General features: G+C 51.1%; 20 protein-coding genes and 1 pseudogene. 13 read left to right on the top strand and 8 right to left on the bottom strand.

Going from position 1 to position 20835, the window contains the following annotated elements:
• Nucleotides 1-2 precede the first annotated feature (2 nt).
• Nucleotides 3-560: a phage virion morphogenesis protein gene (locus G604_RS0107370; RefSeq protein WP_028910014.1), complete on the top strand. Its 558-nt coding sequence runs from the start codon at nucleotides 3-5 to the stop codon at nucleotides 558-560.
• Complete coding sequence (locus tag G604_RS0107365) at nucleotides 557-964, top strand: hypothetical protein (RefSeq protein WP_231376088.1); 408 nt, start codon at nucleotides 557-559, stop codon at nucleotides 962-964. The genes G604_RS0107370 and G604_RS0107365 overlap by 4 nt, the downstream gene beginning before the upstream one ends.
• Nucleotides 965-1026: 62 nt before the next feature.
• Here G604_RS0107365 and G604_RS0107360 read toward each other — a convergent pair whose 3' ends face one another.
• The 8 genes from G604_RS0107360 to G604_RS0107320 form a co-directional block, all read right to left on the bottom strand.
• On the bottom strand, nucleotides 1027-1311 hold the full coding sequence (locus G604_RS0107360) for a hypothetical protein (RefSeq protein WP_028910012.1): 285 nt from the start codon (nucleotides 1309-1311) through the stop codon (nucleotides 1027-1029).
• Nucleotides 1304-1801 (bottom strand): hypothetical protein, encoded by a 498-nt coding sequence (locus G604_RS0107355; protein WP_028910011.1) that lies wholly within the window; start codon nucleotides 1799-1801, stop codon nucleotides 1304-1306. The genes G604_RS0107360 and G604_RS0107355 overlap by 8 nt, the downstream gene beginning before the upstream one ends.
• Before the next feature lie 12 nt (nucleotides 1802-1813).
• Complete coding sequence (locus G604_RS0107350) at nucleotides 1814-3115, bottom strand: reverse transcriptase domain-containing protein (RefSeq protein WP_028910010.1); 1302 nt, start codon at nucleotides 3113-3115, stop codon at nucleotides 1814-1816.
• A gap of 1089 nt (nucleotides 3116-4204) precedes the next feature.
• The gene (locus tag G604_RS13815) at nucleotides 4205-5389 is read right to left on the bottom strand and encodes a phage minor head protein (RefSeq protein ID WP_081657705.1); all 1185 of its coding nucleotides are present in this window, start codon (nucleotides 5387-5389) and stop codon (nucleotides 4205-4207) included.
• Between the two features lie 128 nt (nucleotides 5390-5517).
• Nucleotides 5518-6873, bottom strand: a complete 1356-nt coding sequence (locus tag G604_RS13810) for a DUF935 family protein (RefSeq protein WP_036904903.1) — start codon at nucleotides 6871-6873, stop codon at nucleotides 5518-5520.
• 79 nt (nucleotides 6874-6952) lie between these two features.
• Nucleotides 6953-7372, bottom strand: coding sequence for a phage protein Gp36 family protein (locus G604_RS0107330; protein WP_028910008.1), 420 nt, complete (start codon nucleotides 7370-7372; stop codon nucleotides 6953-6955).
• 24 nt (nucleotides 7373-7396) lie between these two features.
• Nucleotides 7397-8956, bottom strand: a complete 1560-nt coding sequence (locus tag G604_RS0107325) for a hypothetical protein (RefSeq protein WP_028910007.1) — start codon at nucleotides 8954-8956, stop codon at nucleotides 7397-7399.
• A gap of 1 nt (nucleotide 8957) precedes the next feature.
• Nucleotides 8958-9422, bottom strand: a complete 465-nt coding sequence (locus tag G604_RS0107320) for a terminase gpP N-terminus-related DNA-binding protein (protein ID WP_028910006.1) — start codon at nucleotides 9420-9422, stop codon at nucleotides 8958-8960.
• 160 nt (nucleotides 9423-9582) lie between these two features.
• Between G604_RS0107320 and G604_RS0107315 the strand changes: the two genes are divergently transcribed.
• The 11 genes and pseudogenes from G604_RS0107315 to G604_RS0107260 form a co-directional block, all read left to right on the top strand.
• Nucleotides 9583-10533, top strand: a complete 951-nt coding sequence (locus G604_RS0107315; RefSeq protein WP_028910005.1) for a peptidase — start codon at nucleotides 9583-9585, stop codon at nucleotides 10531-10533.
• Nucleotides 10534-10590: 57 nt separating this feature from the next.
• Nucleotides 10591-11625: a hypothetical protein gene (locus G604_RS0107310; RefSeq protein ID WP_410524368.1), complete on the top strand. Its 1035-nt coding sequence runs from the start codon at nucleotides 10591-10593 to the stop codon at nucleotides 11623-11625.
• The gene (locus tag G604_RS0107305; RefSeq protein WP_028910003.1) at nucleotides 11625-12089 is read left to right on the top strand and encodes an N-acetylmuramoyl-L-alanine amidase; all 465 of its coding nucleotides are present in this window, start codon (nucleotides 11625-11627) and stop codon (nucleotides 12087-12089) included. Before G604_RS0107310 ends, G604_RS0107305 begins: the two co-directional genes overlap by 1 nt.
• A gap of 25 nt (nucleotides 12090-12114) precedes the next feature.
• Entirely contained in the window at nucleotides 12115-12576 is a 462-nt protein-coding gene (locus tag G604_RS13805; RefSeq protein WP_081657699.1) for a hypothetical protein, read from the top strand.
• Nucleotides 12577-12885: 309 nt separating this feature from the next.
• On the top strand, nucleotides 12886-13359 hold the full coding sequence (locus G604_RS0107290) for a phage tail tube protein (protein ID WP_081657698.1): 474 nt from the start codon (nucleotides 12886-12888) through the stop codon (nucleotides 13357-13359).
• A gap of 1 nt (nucleotide 13360) precedes the next feature.
• Nucleotides 13361-13678, top strand: coding sequence for a hypothetical protein (locus G604_RS13800; RefSeq protein WP_051220276.1), 318 nt, complete (start codon nucleotides 13361-13363; stop codon nucleotides 13676-13678).
• A 20-nt stretch (nucleotides 13679-13698) separates the two neighbouring features.
• Entirely contained in the window at nucleotides 13699-13995 is a 297-nt protein-coding gene (locus tag G604_RS13795; protein ID WP_155941880.1) for a hypothetical protein, read from the top strand.
• Nucleotides 13996-14003: 8 nt separating this feature from the next.
• Complete coding sequence (locus tag G604_RS0107275; RefSeq protein WP_028910000.1) at nucleotides 14004-17345, top strand: phage tail tape measure protein; 3342 nt, start codon at nucleotides 14004-14006, stop codon at nucleotides 17343-17345.
• 3 nt (nucleotides 17346-17348) lie between these two features.
• On the top strand, nucleotides 17349-20042 hold the full coding sequence (locus tag G604_RS0107270) for a hypothetical protein (protein WP_028909999.1): 2694 nt from the start codon (nucleotides 17349-17351) through the stop codon (nucleotides 20040-20042).
• Complete coding sequence (locus G604_RS0107265) at nucleotides 20042-20539, top strand: hypothetical protein (protein ID WP_028909998.1); 498 nt, start codon at nucleotides 20042-20044, stop codon at nucleotides 20537-20539. The genes G604_RS0107270 and G604_RS0107265 overlap by 1 nt, the downstream gene beginning before the upstream one ends.
• A gap of 58 nt (nucleotides 20540-20597) precedes the next feature.
• A pseudogene (locus G604_RS0107260) lies at nucleotides 20598-20835 on the top strand (DDE transposase); the annotation flags it as partial.

Raw genomic sequence — 20835 nt, 5'->3', positions numbered from 1 at the left:
CTATGCAAGGAACGGATTTTAGCACGGTGATCCGCAACATACTGCGTGACATCAAGGTAGAGCTGAGCGACGAGTTTGACAAGAATTTCGAGCGTCAGTCTTTCTTCAGTGAAGCCTGGGCTCGGAGAAAGAGCCCGTTACGCCCTGGCGGAAGCATTCTTATAGATACCGGTAAGCTTCGCAGGAGCATCCGGAGCGAGAGCACATCAGACAGTATCCGCTTCTTCACCGATCTGCCTTATGCCGCCATTCACAACGAGGGTGGCGAGATCAAAGTGACTCAGAAGATGAAAGCCTATTTTTGGCACAAGTACTATGAGGCGAGCGGCAGTTTCGGTCGACGGAAAGACGGCAGCCCCCGCAAGGACAAACGGACGGTGCAACTGAGCACGGAAGCAGAGTTTTGGAAGTTTATGGCACTTATGAAAGTAGGCAAGAGCATAAAGATTCCCAAGCGCCAGTTCTTAGGAGCTTCACCGGAAGTGGAGAGCGCGGTGCGTGAGATCATAGAAGAGAATTTGAAAGAATATTTCAATCATATCAATTTATCAGGGAAATGATGAGACAAGAATTGTTTTCGATGGTGAAAGCCATCCTTGAGAAGGATGTTCCAGAGGTGAAGCATATCGACCTGTGGAACCACAACGTAGAGTTTATCGAGCAGGAGGACGCCTGGGCACGTCCCGCCGTATTCGTAGAGTTCGGTACCATCACATGGGGACCGTTCAACGGCAAGGGTCGCCGAGGCAAGGGCACGGTGCTGATCCATCTTGTGACCGACTGGAGCGAAGGGGAATACGAGACCGCTTTTGCCTTATGCCGCAAGATCCACACGGAGCTTGAAGGAATAGACGGCGACGAGTTTGACAGTCTTTCACTCATAGCGACGGACACGAACCACAACCATGAGGAGATCTTAGAGAGCATAGACACCTATGCCGTGAGATACCTGCTGGCAGAATGACAAAAACATGGCCATGAAAAAGCCCCGACGATACAGCTATCGCCGGGGCTTTTCTTATGCATCTACCTCACATAATTGAAGTAGTTCGAGCCCATGAGTCTTACACTGCAGTAATAGAGCAGCGCGACGTTTGTGAGCCACCATGTCTTAGCCGGAGCGAATCCAGCCTTTGCTATTTTTCGGAAACAGTTCATATAGAGTCTCAGATCAGCATTCTTCCGGTCTTCCTCGTTTCCTCCCTTGTCGTAGTCATCATCATGAATGCAGCAAGCGGCATAGAAGAAGCTGGCATAAGGCGGTTTTACCCACCGAAAGATGCCCGTCTGACATCCACATCCATTAGCCATTGTCCGCCTCCTCTCCATACTTGGACCAGTCGACGGAGTCTTTCTGTTTCCATCCGTTGGCGAGCGTGTTCTGAATGAAAGTCATGGCCTTGGTATAGAAGTCAGAGAGCTCACTGAGCGTCTCAAACTTACGGTACTGCGGTTGCTCATCCGTACCGAACTTGAACGTGACGGGGAGGGTTGCTCCAGAAGTTTGTACAGCCAGATCATAGGCCGATTTGTAATTGAACTGATTTTCGGAAGAGAGCCAGACTTTCATTCCCTCATAAGAGAATCCGGAGAGGATCTGCTGGTCGATCAGACTATTATACCAAGGAATGATGACCTCCTTAATCTGTGCAACAGTCGGCTTATGCAGGAATTCCGCTTCCATGAAAGTAGCGGAGCCATCTTTGCTTTCCTGTACGTCCCATCTTACACGCCATTTGTTTTTTACGGGATTGACACACTCAATGAGCTGTACCTCTTTTGATCCTTGAACTCTATGCATACGCAAATGTTTTTAAGTGAATACATATTTGGTTCTGCCCTTTCCGAAGCTTTCCGTCTTTATGACGGTCTCGAAGGGCAGTCCGTCAGGCATCTGACGGATTTGCGCGAGGATATTTTTCATCTCCACGCTGTTGGTGAAAAACTTCTTCATCTCACCGCCCTGCTCAATGGAGACGATGCACCGATCTTCGCCTTGTTCGGTCTTGATGCCCGTCTCGAAGTCCTTGACGATGATAGGAAGATTTACGAGTTCCCGGATACTCACTACCTGTCCGGGGAACCGTTTCTTGCCATCTTCCGGTTGGTAAGAAACATTCAGGTCCTTGAAACTTTTCATTTGTTTGCCTGTTAATTTAATAAACATATTACTACAATCGGCGTGCTTAGCCACTCCATAAAGAGAGGCAATCAGGATACGCCGTCTTTTTCTCGATCTCACCTTAGCGAGTTTTCTCGCCGCGTTTTTCTTGATGCGCTTTCTCAGCAGCACATGGTTGGGATAGATCACATATCCGAGGAAGTCGATGCCTTCGGTAATCGGGAATATCCTTTCATTACCTTTCACCTTCAGGCCAATGCTCTCTACGAGCTCATGTATGATCTGCCTTATCTCCCACAGCTGCTTCTTCGAGGATGCCAGGACAACGCCATCATCACAGTAACGGTAGAAATGTTTTACCCCGAGCCGGTCTTTCAGCACATGGTCTATGTGGACGGAGAGCAGCAGGTTGCCAAGTCCTTGAGACGAACGCAATCCGATACTAATCCCTTTAGGCATCATATGCACAAAGCCGTTGAGCATAGTGATGAGCCTCTCATCCTTGAACACCCTACGTACGCACTTCATCACAGATTCCTGGTCTACACTCTCATAGAATTTGGAGATGTCGAACTTGTAGCAGAACTGCGTGCCCCGCGGGTCATCGTTGATGTCGCGCCGGATATAATTCTTCAGATCGTGCATCCCTCTTTGCTTGATGCTTGCCGATGTAGTACGGATGAACCTCTTACGCAGATGCCTGTCTACGACGGCCATGATGGCATGGACGGCTATCCGATCCCTCATGGTAAGAATCTGGATATGCCTTACCTTGCCACCTTCAGTGATCTGACGCTCGCGGTAGTCCTTTACATGGAAAGAACCATCGCTGATACGCCCGGTGAGTTCCCGCAGCACTTCTTCGCGGTGCTTGATCAGATACCGTCCTTGCCGGCTTTTCTTTCTGTCAGTACCACGGAGTACTTGATCGAATGATTCCGCCATGTTGGAATAGTCGACTATTTCCTCGATGATGTGTCCGTCTCTACGCATAAGCATTAATAGTGTTACAAAGCATGAAGGGTGAGCCTTCCTTTCTCCGGGCCTAAGTTGTTCGAACCGCCTTAACGGCCTACCAAACTCCACCCGATCCTTGATTTTTCAGCGTTTCACTCCAGGAGTGATGTTGCTGCGGTTCACCTCCCTCGGCACGACGATGAGGACCCGTCCCCGTTGTTGTACGCCGATTGATAGTTTGCCAGCCGCGACCCGACATTCGGGTTCGAGTTCGAAGCATCGTTATTCGCATTCGCATTCGACACACCGCCATTCGCATTCGCGTTGTTGTTGCCGCGATAAACCACACGGGATATGGGAGGTTCCACCTTGAACAAGGCGCAAAGTTACGAAAAATCGTTCGGCTTCTTGTGTAGAACCATATATTTCAATTAATTTTGTGGCAAAAAAATGTCAGTTATTCATATTGAGGACCATAAAGATAAGGACTCGCAGTTCCTCTCACAATTATACGAGCTAAAAGAGCAGCTGGAGCTCGAACTTTTATCGTTGCTTCGCCATCAGACAATGATAGATGCAACTGTACTCTCGCTATTGTCTGTTTTCCATGACGAGCGCGGACTGTACAATTGTACTCATGGGTTGATGGTCGGCGGTAGTGTACTATTGTTTCTGTCGCTTTTGTGTGGCCTCTATTGTATGTGGCAGGGTCACAGACAGAGACGAAGATCTCTTGAGCGTCTGGCCCAAGCGTACGTGGATCAAGAATATGATTTTGCAGGCGGTGAGCGTGCCCCAATACTATACGGATTCTCTGCCAGATCCTGCCCCATCTTGTTGGCTTCAGGGCTTCTACTTTTACTGGTAGCTTTATGGCTATAGCCGAATAAGCCTGCCAAGGGTCTCGTTGGCCTTGTTTCCGTGTCAAAGCTGCCATTATTAGAGCCTCTTCAAGCCTTGAATGAAAAAAATCTTTCATTTTATTTTGGTGTATTGAAATAAATTATTATCTTTGCAACGGATCATTCCTCGCAAGAGGTTTGGACCCCACATTCAGAGACAGGGTACCAACTCACATGTCGGCTCGTATGAGCGCAGGCTTCGGGTTGCTGCTCTGTCTCTTTTTTATATGAGTCTCATTGTATACAAGTTTTCCTCGATTGTGACCATAGTCTTAAACTCAATGATCTGCCCTTGGTATTGTACATTATAGACATTAAAGGTACATGGATGATGTCGACCAATTTCACTTCTGACAAATATAGCCTTTTTCATCCAAGTTCTATATTCTGTAGCAATTTTCATGACATGCACAATGTCGGCATTTCTTTTATTCTTAGCTGCGGTCTCATTGAAAAATCGCTTGCTGATTCCGATATGATGCTTGTCTGCAGTAAAGATGTAATCCTTTTTTGCATCAACACCTCGTATGGTTGTTGTAGGAAGGTTCTTATTTGTCCATTGCTTTACTTTACTCGTGACATCTTTAAATTCAGTTGTAGTGAGTTGTTTACTCTTCCTTGCATTTTGGGCTTTCCGAATAATTTTGCAAGCTTCGCAGAGTTCATTTTCAGGCACAAATGCAAGATTGGCTTTCCCTTGGGCAATGTCACAGTCACGGCACCGCTTAATAGTGTAAGGGTTGTAGTCTGGCACAGCCTTCTGCTGCTTTCCTGAGTTGAAACGGAAGATGCCCTTTGTGTCCTTCTGCAGTGCTTCCTCTCCACGAGACATTGCTTCCTCCCGTGGAGTTTCAGGAAATTTAGATTTCCTCACCTGTACAACGGTACAACGGCAGTTCCATCCATTGGGTGGATAATAGCTTTCCCAGAAAGGATCCGACTGCGGCAGGGTAACCCCATTGAGGGTAGCGTGCTCTGGCCTCACCTTGTTGTCACCTGCCGTGCGATACTGCAGATTATACCTATCACCATCTTCAGCAAAAGCATCCCACTTGGCAGCCATCTCGGCAGAGGCATGCACGAAGTTATATTCGGCATGGAGATAGTTCTGATTGTAGGTTTTGTCTATCTTCTGAACGTCGTTATAAAACTGTTCGAATGACTTTCTATTGCCGTTCTCATCCAGGAGAGAAGGGAAGGCTTCATTGAGTTCATGAAAAGTCTTCATGCCCGAGAAGATGTAGTCGGAGCGTGTGAGCCTCTGCCGCATCTTATCACTCATCCTGACTTTCTCAAACGAAGAGTCGAGAACAGAGGCATGTGTGGAGATGAACTGCTGCGCCTCATCGGAGGCAAGGATATTGATGTCGAGAGTTGCTCCTTTCTGCTTGAAGAGCGCGGACATCATGCCATGGAAGGCATTGGAAAGCTTTTCGCGGATTTTGTCCTGAGCATCCTTTGCCAACGTAAGATGCGGCGAGTACCCCTTGAGGATCTCTTCATATCGGCTGTGCAGCCCCACGTAGTCGGTGGGGCTTAGTCGAAAAAAGGGTGAGCGTTGTTTTGTTTTTTCCCCGTCTTCCTTTTGTCTTCATCCTCTTCCGTCTTTGTCTTCTTATTATCATCCTCCTCTTCCTCTCCGGATTCCAAAGCAGGGAGGGTGTTATTGCGTCGCTCTCCTACCGGCATGGAGTATTTCTCGGCAAAGTATTTGGGATCTACATCATAGCGGTCGGCAATCATCGTCTCATAGGCTACCTGCTGCTCCGGAGTATAGTCGACGCTGTCGTCCCAGTCGAAGCGCAGCCCCTTGACGGGGAATCCATGCTTTGCCATTCTGGGGATGAGCTGATTGTTGATGATGTCTCGCAGCATACCGGCATCCTCCTCGATGAGGTTCTGGAAGACCTGCAGGTGCGTCTGTGACTGAGAGAGGCTGCTGCCATCCTCGATGGTCATAGTCTGGCCGATGACAAGCTTGGAGAGTTCGGAGTTGGCACGGTCAGCCCTCTGATTAAAGACATTGTAAGCGTCTCCCCTCGTGGACTCGATGAACTCCAGTTCGGTGTCGAGAGGGAGAATGGCGGTACCTGCGAATCCGAGGCTTTTCAGCTGCTCATTGATACGGTTACGCTCCTTCTCATCACGTGTGGCCGTCTTAGCCACCCTTATGGGCATGCCGAAGATCTCGCCGAAAGCGTCCCAGAAGGCGAGCATGTTTTTCTTAGGAATGGTATGCTGTGCAGCCTTGAGATATAGTCCGAGGTTATCCGGTCGTCCCGCCTCGATGAGCCATTCGGCGAAAGGCGCCTCGTGAAAGTCGATGCCGGTCGTCCAATCCTGTCCAAGATCCGTGATGACCCTGCCGTATTCAGGAATGACATGCTTTCTGGGAATGAGCCTCACATCGGCATAGCAAGGACATCCGTCGCCGTCCTGAATGACATCGCCCAGTTCTATGAGCGAGTGCCCCCAGTAAACGGAGTCCAGACAAAGGCGGCAAAGGTGCTTGAACCAAGCCTGGTCGAAATAGTGATGAGCATCCTCGTCTTCCTTTCCGGAAGCATCCACGAGCTTAAAGGATTTCGCCATAACGAAGCCTTCCCGCTGAGCGACACATCCAGAGAGGTGACCGTCCACCTCGGTGTCCCGATAGATGTCATAGAGTCTCTGTCTGTTGGGACTGTCAACATTGATGGCCATCTGCCAAGCCGCTCTCCAGTCGGCGATGTCCTTGCGCGTGAGGGCGTCGGTGGTACGCTGCAGATCAATGATGACATGTTTGACCTGCTTTGGATTACTGGCCTTAGCCAGGTTGAAATTGCCATAAGGGGTACGCAGCACATAGTCCTGCTGCCCTCTGATCTTATTGAAAATGCCTTTTATATTCATCTTTCTTACCAATTAACTTTGTTGAATGGTGGCTGCACTCGGCATAGCCAAAATGAATTTTGTCTCTGCTCTCATTTGCTCACCAATTATGTCTTAACGGTTTCTGTGAGGAGAGGATTATTCCCGGAGAAACTGTTTCTCCATCCTCATTGACGGTCAAAGGAAGATCCGGCACGATTTTACCGGCCTGTACGCCTTCGAGCCATTTGACAGCCCTTTCATACCTCTCCTTACGGATTTCCGACCCAAGCTTCTGCGGCATTGCGGAAACCATGTGGTAGAGTGCGATGTCACAAGTATACATGACAATAAGCCTGTTGCGCGCGGCACCCTCAGCGGAGAAAATGCTTTTACAGTCGTAGACAGGCCGCAGATAGGACGCGATCTCCTCCTGCGCCTCAGCCTCTGCGTTAGACCGGTTTTCGTCCGACGTCTGCGAAACGACCTTCAGGGCGCTGTCTCCAATGACTACCCGATAGTCTTCATCTGTGATAAACATAAGCTATGCGATTTTGAAATTGAATTACCATGAATTTTTGGCGGTTGGCCGTCTGCCTATTACGGGCTGGATGCTCTCCTGCCTTGAGTTGCGCTGCAGCATCCAGATAGCTCCCTCATCAGCATCCGGCGCATCATCATGTACCCGGCTGCCACGCTCCAGGGCGAGCGTTTGTTCGATGCCCACCTGCATATCAGGCGAATCTTTCAGCTTCTCATTGTAGAAAACGAATCCCCTTTCCCACAGCGGGCTTACCGCCTCGATGCGCTGGATCTTTTCCGGTTTCTTCCGTTTGTCAGGCATGATCGGCAACTGATATCCACGGATGTTTCCCTCAGCCTCGAATTCGTCGAGAATGATGTCCTGCATGAAGTTCGCCTCCATGAAGAACTGCACGGATGCCTGATCACATGTACGTTCATAAAGATCGTAGAGCCACCTGACCATTCCCGAGACCGTGTCTTGCCGGACATAGCAATCTATGAGATGGAGTTCTGGCCCGATCTTTCCCCAAAGTCTGGAAGCCTTGTAGTCGTTTGCCGTGGTGGACTTGAAGGACGGGTCGGTATAGCAGATGAGCTCATCGTACTTGCGTAGAGGCGGCAGCCTCTTGAACCGGATCCATTCAGCGCGGAAGATGGTGCCGTCGACGATGGGGTTGTGCATCATCTCCTTGTTCCATGCCCTATAGCCGACAAAATCGGCATACTCCTTGGCTTCCTCCCTGGTCCATTTATCTTTCCATACAGGATTGCCGTCCTTGTCGACGGCCTGGATCTTGGAGAGATATACGCCCCGAGTATGGGCGAGATTGTAGAGGACGGAATTCTTTGAGATAAGGTTTCCGACCATGATGAATCGTCCGCGGCCGACATCAAGCGAGCCGAAGAGCGCTTCCTTGACCCAGTCGGTCAGATCGTGCACACGCTTCTCGTTGCGGCAGAGCTCATCATCGTCGAGGTCGTCGATAACGATATAGTCCGGTCTTGCCTCACGGTCACGAAGACCACGCGGCGACTGTCCGCGTCCACAAGCGAGGAACTTAACCCCCGACTTGGTCTTGAACTCACCCCCCTGCCAATCACCATCGGACTGCTGCTCACCGAAGTCGGCTATAATACGCTGGTTGTATTCCAACTCAGCCTGGATGTCGCCAAGGAGGCGGTTGGCAGAATCCTCCGACTTGCCGACAATGACCATGAAATTGATGAGCCTCTTAGGCTGGAACATGAGCCATAGCGGCATAAAGATGTCGAAATGTGTGGACTTGGCATGTCCACGCGGCCACATGAATACGGCCTTGAGGTTTGGCGTATTCCTGACCTTCCGTGCGGCATCGTTATGGAAGGGCGCATTATGAATGGTACGCAAGACCTCTCCCGTAGTCTTGTCGCGCAGCTGCAGGAAGTGCGGGAAGTAGTACTCGCAGAATGCAGCATAGTTGGAGAGCAGCCTTTTCTTTCGCCGTTCCCTCTCCTCTTTAGACTCCGGCTTGAGCAAGGCCACATCCGTGACGGCCTGAACCTGCTTGCACCGTTCGCGCCAAAGCTCATACGCCTGTTTCTTTTCTGCTGCTGTTGCCATACTACTTGATTCCCATCTGTTCAGTGATATACATATCCTGGTACTTGTTGAAGACCTTCATAAGCTCCGGCGTAACGTCCGGGTCGGTCTGTGAGCGGTATTCGAGCCATTTGGAGAAAGCCATGAATACCTCTATGGTGTCTACTACATTGGCTTTCTTGTCAAGCTTCTCGATGACTGAAGATAGCTTAGCGAGCTTGTCGCCCAACCCTGCCATCAAATCCGGATCGCCCGACTCATTGACCTGCGTGATCAACGTATCGATGGTAAGAAGGAGCTTGTTGACGAGTTCGGGTCTCGTGACGTTCTTGGCCGCTCGTGCCTCTTTCCATCCGCCAGCGGTGCACCACTTGGAGATGGTGACTCGTGAGACGTCGACTTTCTCGGCGATCTCTCCCTGTTCCATGCCGGCAAGATAAAGGGTGCGTGCCAGGCTCTTCTTTTTCTCAGTATCTGCTTTTGTCATAAATGAAAAATAAATATTATGTTGCAAAATTGGCAGTTTTTGTCGGGTCTACAAAAAAAGTGTGCAATGGTTGCAGACATGTCTGCAAGGATTGCACACTTTTTTGGAGGTCAGCGAATAAACCTGTAATATTGCAGCCGAAATCACATCAACGACGACAATGGGAAAAAGAGTAAGAATCAGCAATGACCGTCTGAACAGCTACGGCACCCGGGTGCTTACGGACGGTATGGACATCAGCCAGTATGCGCGTAACCCCGTACTGCTTTATATGCACGAACGCGGCAACGTGATCGGCTACGTGAAAAACGTGAAGGCAGAGAACGGCGAGGTGACGGGCGAGCTCATGTTTGACGACGCGAGCGAGCTGAGCTCCCGCTGCAAGAAACAGTTTGAGTTTGGCAGTCTGCGGATGGTAAGCGCGGGTCTTGACGTGGTGGGAACGAGCGACAAGAAAGAGCTGCTCGTGGAGGGCCAGACGCGTCCGACGATAACGAAAAGCATCCTGCGTGAGGTCAGCGTGGCAGACATCGGTGCCAATGACGACGCCCTTGTGCTGCACTATGAAGGAAAGAAGATCAATCTGGGCACAGACGGCTATTGCCCTCTGCCCCTGCTCAATAAAAACAATAACAACAAAAAGAACGAGAACATGGAACAGAAAGCCATTGCCCTTCAGTTAGGGCTTCCGGAGACGGCAACGGATGAGATGATCACCCTGAAGCTGAAAGAGCTCCAGTCGGCAAAGACAGAGAACGAGCATCTGCAGCAAGAGAAGGCAGCCCTGGAGCTGTCTCAGATTACCGGCCTTGTGGAAGGTGCCATCGCCGACCACCGCTTAGGCGCGGAAAGTAAGGAACAGTTTATTAGCCTTGGCAAGAAGATCGGAGCCGAGGATCTCGACAAGACACTTAAGGCGATGACACCGAAGGTTAAGCTGTCGGCCATTGTCGGCCATCAGGGCGGCGCCCCTTCGCAGCAGGGCTATGCTGCCTACAAGAAACTGAGTGAGGTCCCTGCGTCTCAGATGCTGGAGCTTCGGGACAACCACCGCGAGGAATATGCCCGCCTTTACAAGGCCGAATACGGCATGGAACTGCCGGAGGAATAGAACGAATAACCCAATAAAAACGACAAAAGAATGAGAAAAGAAATGACGAAGAGCCTCATGGCCGTATTGTTCAACAGCCTGATGGGCGTGACGGCCGCCTTAGTGCTCGGTTTTTCTCCCATCATGGGAGCTGTGGGCGCCAATGTGATTGCCCTGCTTGCCGGTGGCTTCATGCCCAAGGAGGCACTGAACGCCGGCGTGCTGAAGGAAGTATGGACCGGCGAGCTCGTGAAAGCTCTGCGCAGTGGTCTGGAAGGCAGCTGGCTGGACGGAGTGCCCGACCAAAGCAGCATTGTGGACAATGACGTGATCCATCTGGTAGAGGTGGGCGTTGACCCTGACGTATTGGTGAACAATACTACCTATCCCATCCCCCTCCAGGCGCTTGACGACAAGGACCTGACCATCAGTCTTGACAAGTTCCAGAGCAAACCGACACCCATTACGGATGACGAGCTTTTTGCGCTGAGCTATGATAAGATGGCCCGTGTGAAAGAGAGCCATGCCAACGCCATCAACGATTCGAAGTTTGCCAAGGCAGCGCACTCCCTTTGCGCTAAGCAGGACTCCAAGACCACGCCAGTACTGACCACCACCGGCGAGCGTGACTCAGAAACAGGCCGTCTGCGCCTGAGACCGGAGGATCTCGTGGAGATGAAGCGTTCTCTTGATAAGCTGAAGGTACCGGCTGTGAACCGCCGCCTGGTGCTATGCCCGGACCATGCGAACGATCTGCTGCTTGCAAGCCAGAACTTCCGCGAGCAGTACAACATTGACCGCAACACCGGCAAGGTAGGCTCACTGTACGGCTTCGATATTTACGAGTTTGTCAATACTCCTCTGTATACGGCAGCCGGAGTGAAGAAGGATCTTGGCACCGCCGCCAGCAAGGGCGAGTTCAACTGTTCCTTTGCATTCTACACTCCTCGTGTTTTCAAGGCAACGGGTTCTACCAAGATGTATTACCGTTTGGCCGAGACCGACCCGGAGTATCAGCGTAACCTGATCAACTTCCGCCACTACTTCATCTGCATGCCCAAAAAGGAAGACGCAGGAGTTGTGATGAGAAGCGGATATAAGGAGACAGTATGATGGGAAAGCCAATGAAATATCTCGTTATCCACTGCACGGCAACGCCTGAAGGCAGGGAAGTAAGCAGCTCTGAGATACGTCGGTGGCATACCTCCCCACCTCCATCAGGTCGCGGCTGGAAGCAGGTGGGTTATACGGACATGATCCATCTTGACGGCCGTGTGGAGCGCATGGTTGACAACAACGAGGACGCGAACGTGGATCCGTGGGAGGTGACCAATGGTGCCGCCGGTTATAACAGCGTCAGCCGTCATATCGTGTATGTAGGCGGATGTGACAAGCATATGAAGCCGAAGGATACACGTACGGAGGCTCAGAAGGAAGCTCTGAAACGCTATGTGAGAGACTTCCATGAGCGTTTCCCCCAGGTAAAGATCGTGGGACACCATGAACTGAATCCCGGGAAGGCATGTCCGAGTTTTGACGTAGCTGCCTGGCTGCGCTCCATCGGTATCAGACAATAGTAATCAAACCATAAAGACCCAGACGATGGACACGATCTTACAGATACTCCAGTGGGCGATCCCCTCGGGTGGCATAGGCGCAGCCATCGCCTGGGTCGCCAACAGAAAGGCCAACGACGCCAAACAAGCCAAGAGCGTACACGACACCTACAAGGTGATGTACGAGGATATTTCGCGGTTGTTGGTAGAGACACAGACAAAATATGACGAATCGACAAAACTCACGGAGAAACTTGTCTCCGAAAACAATCTCACTCGTAGGGCCCTCAACCGTCTTTCGCGTGCTATCGAGGCCATTCAGCTTTGTCCTCATGCTGGCAATTGTCCTGTCAGCAGTGAGCTGTCGCTCAGCGAAGACGGTGACGACGGAAAGCCGGTCAGTGAGCGCAAGGAGCGTAGACAGCACCGCAGAGAGGCAGAGCGGACTAAGCCTTGTATGGCAGGAGCCGGTGAGGAAGGACAGCGTGAGGCTGGCGGTGCCGCTTGACTCTCTGCTGAAACTTCCCCAAGGTGCGACATATACGGCCTCTCAAGGCAGATCGAGAACGCGGATGAGCCTGACGAAGAGCCCGGGCAAGACACCTGTGATCGTGGTGGAGAGCGAATGTGACTCTCTGGAAAGGCTGTGTCTTTACTACAGTAAAGAAAATGAGCGTTTGTCGGTGGCCAACTCTCACTTAGAAAGCACCGTCCAAACGGAGAAAGAACAGCATTCGAACACGCTTTGGACGACCCTCCAAATCTTCATTGCCGGTCTTATAACCGGAATCATAACAACAATTTTAATCAGGAAAATATGGCAAACAGTGTATTAGACGGAACAGATCTTATCCTTTCAGCCATGGGCTCAGCCCTCGGCTTCTCTACGGGATGCAAGGTGTCTACTTCTGCGGAGACCGGCGAGCGCAAGACGAAGGAGGCGAGCACCGGTAAATGGAAGGAGCAGTATGTAAAGACCTTCTCGGAGCAGATCACGGCTGACGGCCTCGTTCTGACTGACGGAACGAGCGAAGTGCCGACCTACGACCAGCTGAAAGACGCAATGCTGAAAGCAGAGCCCATCGACGTGGCCTATAACCTTCGCGACGGCGACAAGCGAACTGGCAAGTCTGCAGGCGGCTACAGTGGCAAGTATATCATTACCAGTCTTGAGCTTGATGGCCAGGCCGGTGACGACGCTAAGTACTCAATTACCCTCCAGAACAGCGGTGCCGTGACGAAGCAGGGAACGGGCCTGACAGAGGGATCAACAACTCAGGCAGGATCATAATATGGAAGGAAAGAAACTCATGAGACTACGGATCGGGGATAAGGAATATCCCTGCCGTGTGACAATGGGCGCTATGACGCGTTTCAAGAACGCGAGCGGCAAAGATGTGAGCAAACTGGACCAAAGCGACATATCTGAACTTGTGCTCTTCATCTATTGCTGCGTGAAGAGCGCCTGCAACGCGGACAAGGAGCCCTTCGACATGGACTTTGAGACGTTCGCGGACAGCATGGAGCCGGAGAGTATGAATGCCTTCTATGCCCAGGCGGCCGTTGATGAAAAAAAAACGGGACCGGCAGCGGTAAGGAAGCAAGCATAGAAGAGCTCATCGGCATAGCGGTGGGGTGCATCGGAATGAGCCGTGACGACTTTGAACGCTGCACCCCATCAGAGTTTTACGAGACGTGGAGACAATGGCATGACCTGACAGAGCGTGACATGCAAGGGGAATGGGAGCGGACGCGGACATTGCTATTTGGCTTCATTCAGCCCTATACGAAGCATGGTCTTACGGCCCACGAGCTCTTACCCTTCCCGTGGGACAAAGAGGAGAACAGCAGCGAGAGCCATCGGCTGAGCCGAGCTGAGGTGATGGAACGCTATGCTGCGGCAAAGAAAAGAAACGGATTAAAATAGACTGTACAATGTCAAATGCGGTAGAATTTCATATCAAGATAAAGAATGATGGAGGTAATGTCCTTCAGGATCTCATCGTCGAATCCTCCGACCTTGAAGACGTCATTGCCAAGGTCGGCAAAAACGCCGGAGAGGCTGGAAACCGGATTAAGGAGATGGCAGCCAAGAGTATGGTTTTCGATGGCATTATCAGCTCCCTGAATAACCTGAAGGGAATTGTTGGCAGTATAGTCGCTCCATTTGACAGCTTCGAGAAGTCCATGCGCAGTGTCAACACCATGGCCGGAAAAGGCGGTGAGGACTTTGAGGCAATGACCGATCAGGTCAAAGAACTCAGCAAGAATATTCCTCTCGCAAGAGAAGAGTTGGCCAATGGTCTTTATCAGGTTATCTCTAACGGCGTGCCGGAAGGTAACTGGATGCAGTTCCTGGAGCAGTCGAGCAAATCCGCAGTAGGCGGTCTTGCCGATCTTGGACAAACTGTAACCGTTACCTCCACCCTTATCAAGAACTATGGCCTTAGCTGGGACCAGGCTGGTGCCATCCAGGATAAGATACAGATGACCGCTAAAAATGGCGTTACCAGTTTCGAACAACTTGGTCAGGCACTCCCCATGGTAAGTGGAAGCGCGTCACAGCTGGGCGTGTCGATGGATGAGTTGATGGCGGTATTCGCAACGACGACTGGAGTAACTGGTAACACGGCAGAGGTCTCCACACAGTTGGCAGCAGTGTTAAATGCCCTCATCAAGCCAAGCGCCGAGGCCACCAAGGCGGCCAACGAGATGGGTATCGGCTTTAATGCCGCCAGTGTACAGGCTGCCGGTGGCTTGCAGAATTTCCTGCTCGGTTTGGACCAGAGCATCAGTGAGTACTCTGCGAAAACCGGACAGCTGAAGCAGACCATCTACGGCCAATTGTTCGGAAGCGCGGAGGCCCTGCGCTTACTGGGCAGTCTGACAGGAGAACAGAAAGACAAGTTCGCTGAGAATATCGGTGCCATGGCAGATAGTGCCGGAACGATAGACAATGCTTTCAACGAGATGTCAAGTACCGGGGAAAGTGTTTCTCAGATGCTGAAGAACCAGGTTGCATCCATGATGGACTGGGCCGGATCTATTGCAAGCACCTCGGCTCCATATATCGAACTGATTGCCAACACAGGTTTGGCTATTACGAGCCTTACGCAGTTCAGAACCGGATTGATGACAGTTATCACCGGCCTGAAGGCCGTAAAAGTGGCCACCCTTGCCCAGGCAGCAGCATCTAAAATCGTTGCCATAGCCTCCAATGCATGGAAAGTCGCCCAGATTGCCCTTAATTTCGTGCTCAGTGCCAATCCTATTGGCATTGTCATCATGGCCATAGCAGCCTTAGTCACCGTACTTATTACGGCTTATAATCATTGTGAGACCTTCAGGAATATCTGTGATAAGGTATGGAGTGTGGTAAAGAATGTTGCCTCTGCCATCTGGGGGTATCTGGTCAAAGCTTTCGAGAAAGCCTCAGAAGTTATCAAGAAAGCCTGGGAGTGGGTGAAAAAGTTCTTTGGCATAGGTGATAGTGGCATCAGCAAGCAGACTGCCGACGTTGACAAGAACACGAAGGCCGTGAAAGCCAACACGAAGGCAAAGACCCAGAATGCTGTAGAAGCATTGAAGCTCAATAAAAAGCAAAACGCGCCAGATTCGACTTCAACTTCTTCATCCGGGACTAAGAGCGGCACACCTAAGAGGACCGGTAATACAACGGCGGATAAATACGGCGGCAAGACTCTCATTGCCAATGCGACCTCATATAAGGAGCTTGGCAATAATATCCAGTATTATCAGAACAAACTGGAAACTACAAAAGGAGCCGAGACAGCCACCATCGCTCTCTATGCCCGAAAGATACAACAGTTGAAGGAACAGCAGAATGCCATTACCGAGTTGCAGGATGCCGCTTCACGGCCAAAAGAGTTGAATACCCTTGAGGCTATCGATGCGGAAATTTCCTATCAACAGGACTTGCGTAAACGAGCGACAGCCTCGAACATATCGGGTATTGATAAAGAAATACGGCGTTTGAACGACCTTAAAACAGCGTTTGAACGCAGTGCTCATGTCAGTATCGGAATTGACCAAATCAAGACCTACAGGCAATTGGACGAGGAACTCCAGTATTACAGTGATCTGCTGAAAACGGCGACGGCCAGCGAAAGAATTGAGATCCAGAAGCAGATCAACGCGCTTAACGAGTTACGTGCCAATTGGGATGAAGCGTTGGATGATCTGAAAATGCCCGAGGACATATCACGCTTGAATACGATAGACGCTCTGGATAAAGCCATCAGCTATTACGAGTCAAAGCAGAAGAAAGCAAGTGCCTCTGAGATTACGGACATAGAGGAGACGATCCAGGAATTGGAAAAGAAACGGGACGCGATGAAATCCCTGGCTAAGATCCCGGAGATGCAGGAGGAAGTTGGGAAACTCGGACAAATGGACCATCAGGAACTGAAGGTGGAACTCAAGGCCATCGGTTTCGACGGTATCAGAAAGCGTATTAAGCAACTGCAGGACATGTTGGCAGATACCAAGAACCCTATGAGCATCACCCAACGTGCTGAAGTTAACAAACTGATAGCAAGTTATGAGGACTATCAGAAGGTACTGAGGAAGAACGATGTGACATTAGAGAAGTCCTGGAGTTCTATGAAGGGGATTGGCAGTGGCATCAATTCCATGACAGATGCCCTTGAGGGCAACCGCGGAGCATGGGAGACGGTAACCGGGGTAGTAGATGCGGCAATACAGATCTACCACGGTATCAATTCAGTGATCCAGATCATAGAGGCGTTGACGGCCGTGACCCATGCGAGCAACGCAGCAACAGTCGTCAGTTCGGTGACGACAACGGAAGCGGCAGCAGCCAAGGTGGCGGCAGCTCCGGAGGAAGTGGCGGCAGCGACAGCCTCGACCATCGCCACGAAGGCAGAAGCCATGGCTTACAGGGAACTGGCGGCGAGCGAGTTTATGGCAGCGCACGCCTACATACCCTTTGCGGGCGCTGGCATTGCCGCAGGTTTTATAGCTACAATGCAGGCTCTGGTAGGTGCTGTTGCTGTGACACCATTTGCGAACGGCGGTATTCTGTATGGTCCGACACTGGCCCTTATGGGCGAGTATGCGGGCGCTAAATCGAATCCTGAGGTTGTAGCTCCCCTTGACAAGCTGAAAAGCCTGATAGGTGATACGGGCGGAACATTCGGAGGCAGGCTGGAAGCGAAGGTGCGTGGCCGTGACATCGTGATGGCCATGGCCAACGAGACACGCATCAACAGACGGAAAACGAACATAAGACTCTGAACGATGTACATACACGGAAGCTTTTACAACGAGCATGACGAAGTGGTGGAGGTGAGCATCCTGACCCACGGGGACCGCGGCACAGAGACGGAAATCGGCGCTGCGGGCTCCGGCATATACTTTACCGACGATCCTGTGGACATAACGAGCGAGGTGAACGATACCTTTGACCATCTTCTGTATCACCAGGCGACGGTGAGGCTGCTGACCAGCAACTTTGTGCAGGATTTTTTCTGCGCATCGTGCAAGGATGCGGTGATCAATATACGCAGAGGTGGCCGTTGCCTGTTCGCGGGATATATAGAGCCTCAGACCTACTCGCAGGATTACAACGAGGATCTTGACGAGGTGGAGCTGAGTTGCATAGACGCGCTGACGGCGCTGAAGTATGCGAAATACCGCAGTATCGGCGCCAAAGGCGTGATATATGCCGCGGTGAAGGGAGAGGCGATGCAGCGTACTTTCCTGGATATTATGAAGGAACTGTTAGGCGGTGTGATGACGGGGCTGGATATATCCGGTAAGGAGAGCTGCCACTACTGGTATGACGGAAGCAAGGCAGTGGATAACCTGACGGCGAACCGCCATGCGATCTTCGGCCAGCTATCCATCAACGAGCTTCTTTTCCTCGGTGAGGAAGAGGACGACGTGTGGCAGCAGGATGACGTGCTGGAGGAGATCCTGAAATATCTGAACCTCCATATCGTTCAGGAAGGACTGGACTGCTATATATTCTCATGGGAAAGCATAAAGGGAGGAAAGGACATCTACTGGCGGGACTTGATAACGAGCGACCGTCTGACAACCATACGCAAGACGATAGACATCAAGACTGAGAACGTGATAGGCACCGACACGAGTATCAGTGTCGGGGAGACATTCAGCCAGATCCTGCTTACGTGCGACATCAAGAAGATAGAGAGCATGATCAAGAGCCCCCTCGACGATGACCTGCTGACGAGCCCTTATTCGAACAAACAGAAATACATGACGGAATACAGTAGTGACGGCGAGGGCAACAAGGCCATAGATGCCTTTGACGCCATGACTCATGGAAGAGAGACTGATTTTGAAGGAGGGCGCATTACAGACTGGTACTTGCAGGTGATGAATAATCCAGAATGGTCATTCCCGGATCGTGGTAGCGGCAGCCTTATGGAGAAATACTGTCAGGACAACACCAACCAGCAGGCCTTGCCCAACCAGCTCGCGAAACAACCCGGAGCAGCCATCCTCTCATTTGGAAAGGTAGAGCGGCAGACGGACGGCAAGGACAACGCTCCCGTGTCAAAGGTGGAGATGACGAACTGTCTGGTGGTAAGCATCAACGGAAACGGAGTAGACAATGATGAGAGCAAGAGCTATCCCAACACGGAAAGCATCAAGGCCGGCATACCCTGCGCCATATACACGGGGCAGACGACGGGCGGCGTATTCTCTCCTACCGACGACCAGACAACGAACTACATCGTACTGAGCGGAAAGATTGCCCTGAACCCGGTGATGGCAGAGACGGATACCTACAAAGCGATATATGACTATAAGCCATCGGCGGGAGTTATCTCGCTGCCGATCTATAAGACCGGTATCAGGCAATGGTGGCATGATACCGTACCGAGCCGTGACAACAGCGATGGCCGGTATTATACAAGAAAATGGTGGAAGGCGTCCACCCCCGGTTCTGAACCTGTATGGGATCAGTCGACTGATGTTGGCTTGATGCCTTTCACGGACAAAGGCCCTCAGGAATATGAGTTTCAATACAGTGCCATCGGCGACAGTAGCGACCAGATCTCCAAGGTGGCCGTGCTGGCATGCATGCTGATCATCGGCGACCAGTGTGTTGTGGAGACGGGCACGAGCGGCCAGCCTCAGGATTTCCAGTGGCGCAAGTTTAAGGAGCGTGACAAATGCAGTAGTGATGATGAGTATTACCAACAGTGCTTTACGATCGGCTTTGACCCCAAGATCGGAGACAAGCTCATCGGCACGCTATTCAGCCTGCAGAACAATATCACCTATAAGATGGGCGTGGATGCCGAGGGCATAGCCATACCTATCAAGAAGAGTGACAAGGTGAACGGCAAAGTAAGATTTATGATACTCGGTCCGGTGAATACGGTATGGGACGTGGTAACGAGACGGCATCCGACCTTTTTTCGGCATACGAAATGGGGAAGTACGAGCGTTCCCCTTCTGCCTCATGTGAGCGACATCATCATAGAGCAGTTTGAGATGAAGGTTTACAGTGACAATGGACTGGTGAACAATACGGGTGACAAGGATCTTGTCTATATGAGCGACACGAAGGAGACATTCGTGAACCGAAAGGACGATATAGAATTCAAGATCAGCTCAGATCTGACAACAGACGAATGCCATGCCCTGGGCATAACGGAAAGCGTGAAAATGAGCACTCCGGTAAACACTACGACAAGTGAGCCGGTGCTCCAAATATATGATTACAACCGAGGCACGAGCGCAAAGGCGGAACAGTTTTATGTAGACAGCTACTACACAGAGTTCCATTCTCCTCACATCCTCATGACGCAAACGATGGAAGACAGAGACAACGGGCTGATCGACGCATTCGCGCTTTACCGTCATCCTGCTATGGGAAGGACTTTCTTTGTACAGGGAGTGAGCCGTAACCTTGAGGAGGGATCGGCCGAGTTGAACCTAAAAGAGACAGACTAATGATAGAAGTAAAGATACTGAGCAAACCCAAGAATACAGGCGGTACGGCTGCCATTGGCACAGGCAGTACCTCTTATAGCAGCATGGCCGTGACAGAGGCAGCCCATGCCGGCCGGGCTGATCTGGCCGACGAGGCCAAGGAAGCTGACCATGCCAAGGAGGCTGACCATGCGAAAAAAGCAGACGAGGCGGGTGGCGCCACGAAAGCAGAATATGCGGACGAGGCAGGTCATGCACTTGAGGCTGACCACTCCAAAGAGGCTGACAACGCGGACAAATGGGACAGCCATCATTTTGACGACTGTATGGATCAGCCCGTACGAAGAAAAGATGATGTTGCCTTCGGTTCTATAGAGACGGACATCCTCAGGAGTGCGGGCGAGTTTATAGACGGGCTGTTCGGATCGGGATTCAAGTTGTGGAAAGACGAGAATGGAAATACGTCCCTTTGTCGGCCCAAGGGGGATTGTCCGTGGCAGGCGGATGCCGCTGCCTAACCAAAGAACTTGATATGATAGCGTGCTAAAACTATTTTTTTTGCTTACCTTTGCGGTCATGGAACAAGAAAAGATAGACTTCTACAAAGGTTTAGCGATATATATCCTCCCCGAGGGCGTGACTAACTACTTTGACGTGGTGGACTTCAACGAGCAGCCAGCCAAAGATCACGGGAAGCTTTACAAGACCGAGCTTCACATATATCTTGATGAGAAGGACAATCGTCCAGAGGGCTTTGATGGCGTCAAGTCAAACGGCTTCGGTGAAGAGAGGATGATATACGACTTCCCTGTTC

The sequence above is a fragment of the Prevotella sp. AGR2160 genome (assembly GCF_000424185.1).
Taxonomy (GTDB): Bacteria; Bacteroidota; Bacteroidia; order Bacteroidales; family Bacteroidaceae; genus Prevotella.
This window is presented reverse-complemented; position numbering and strand designations above follow the sequence as displayed.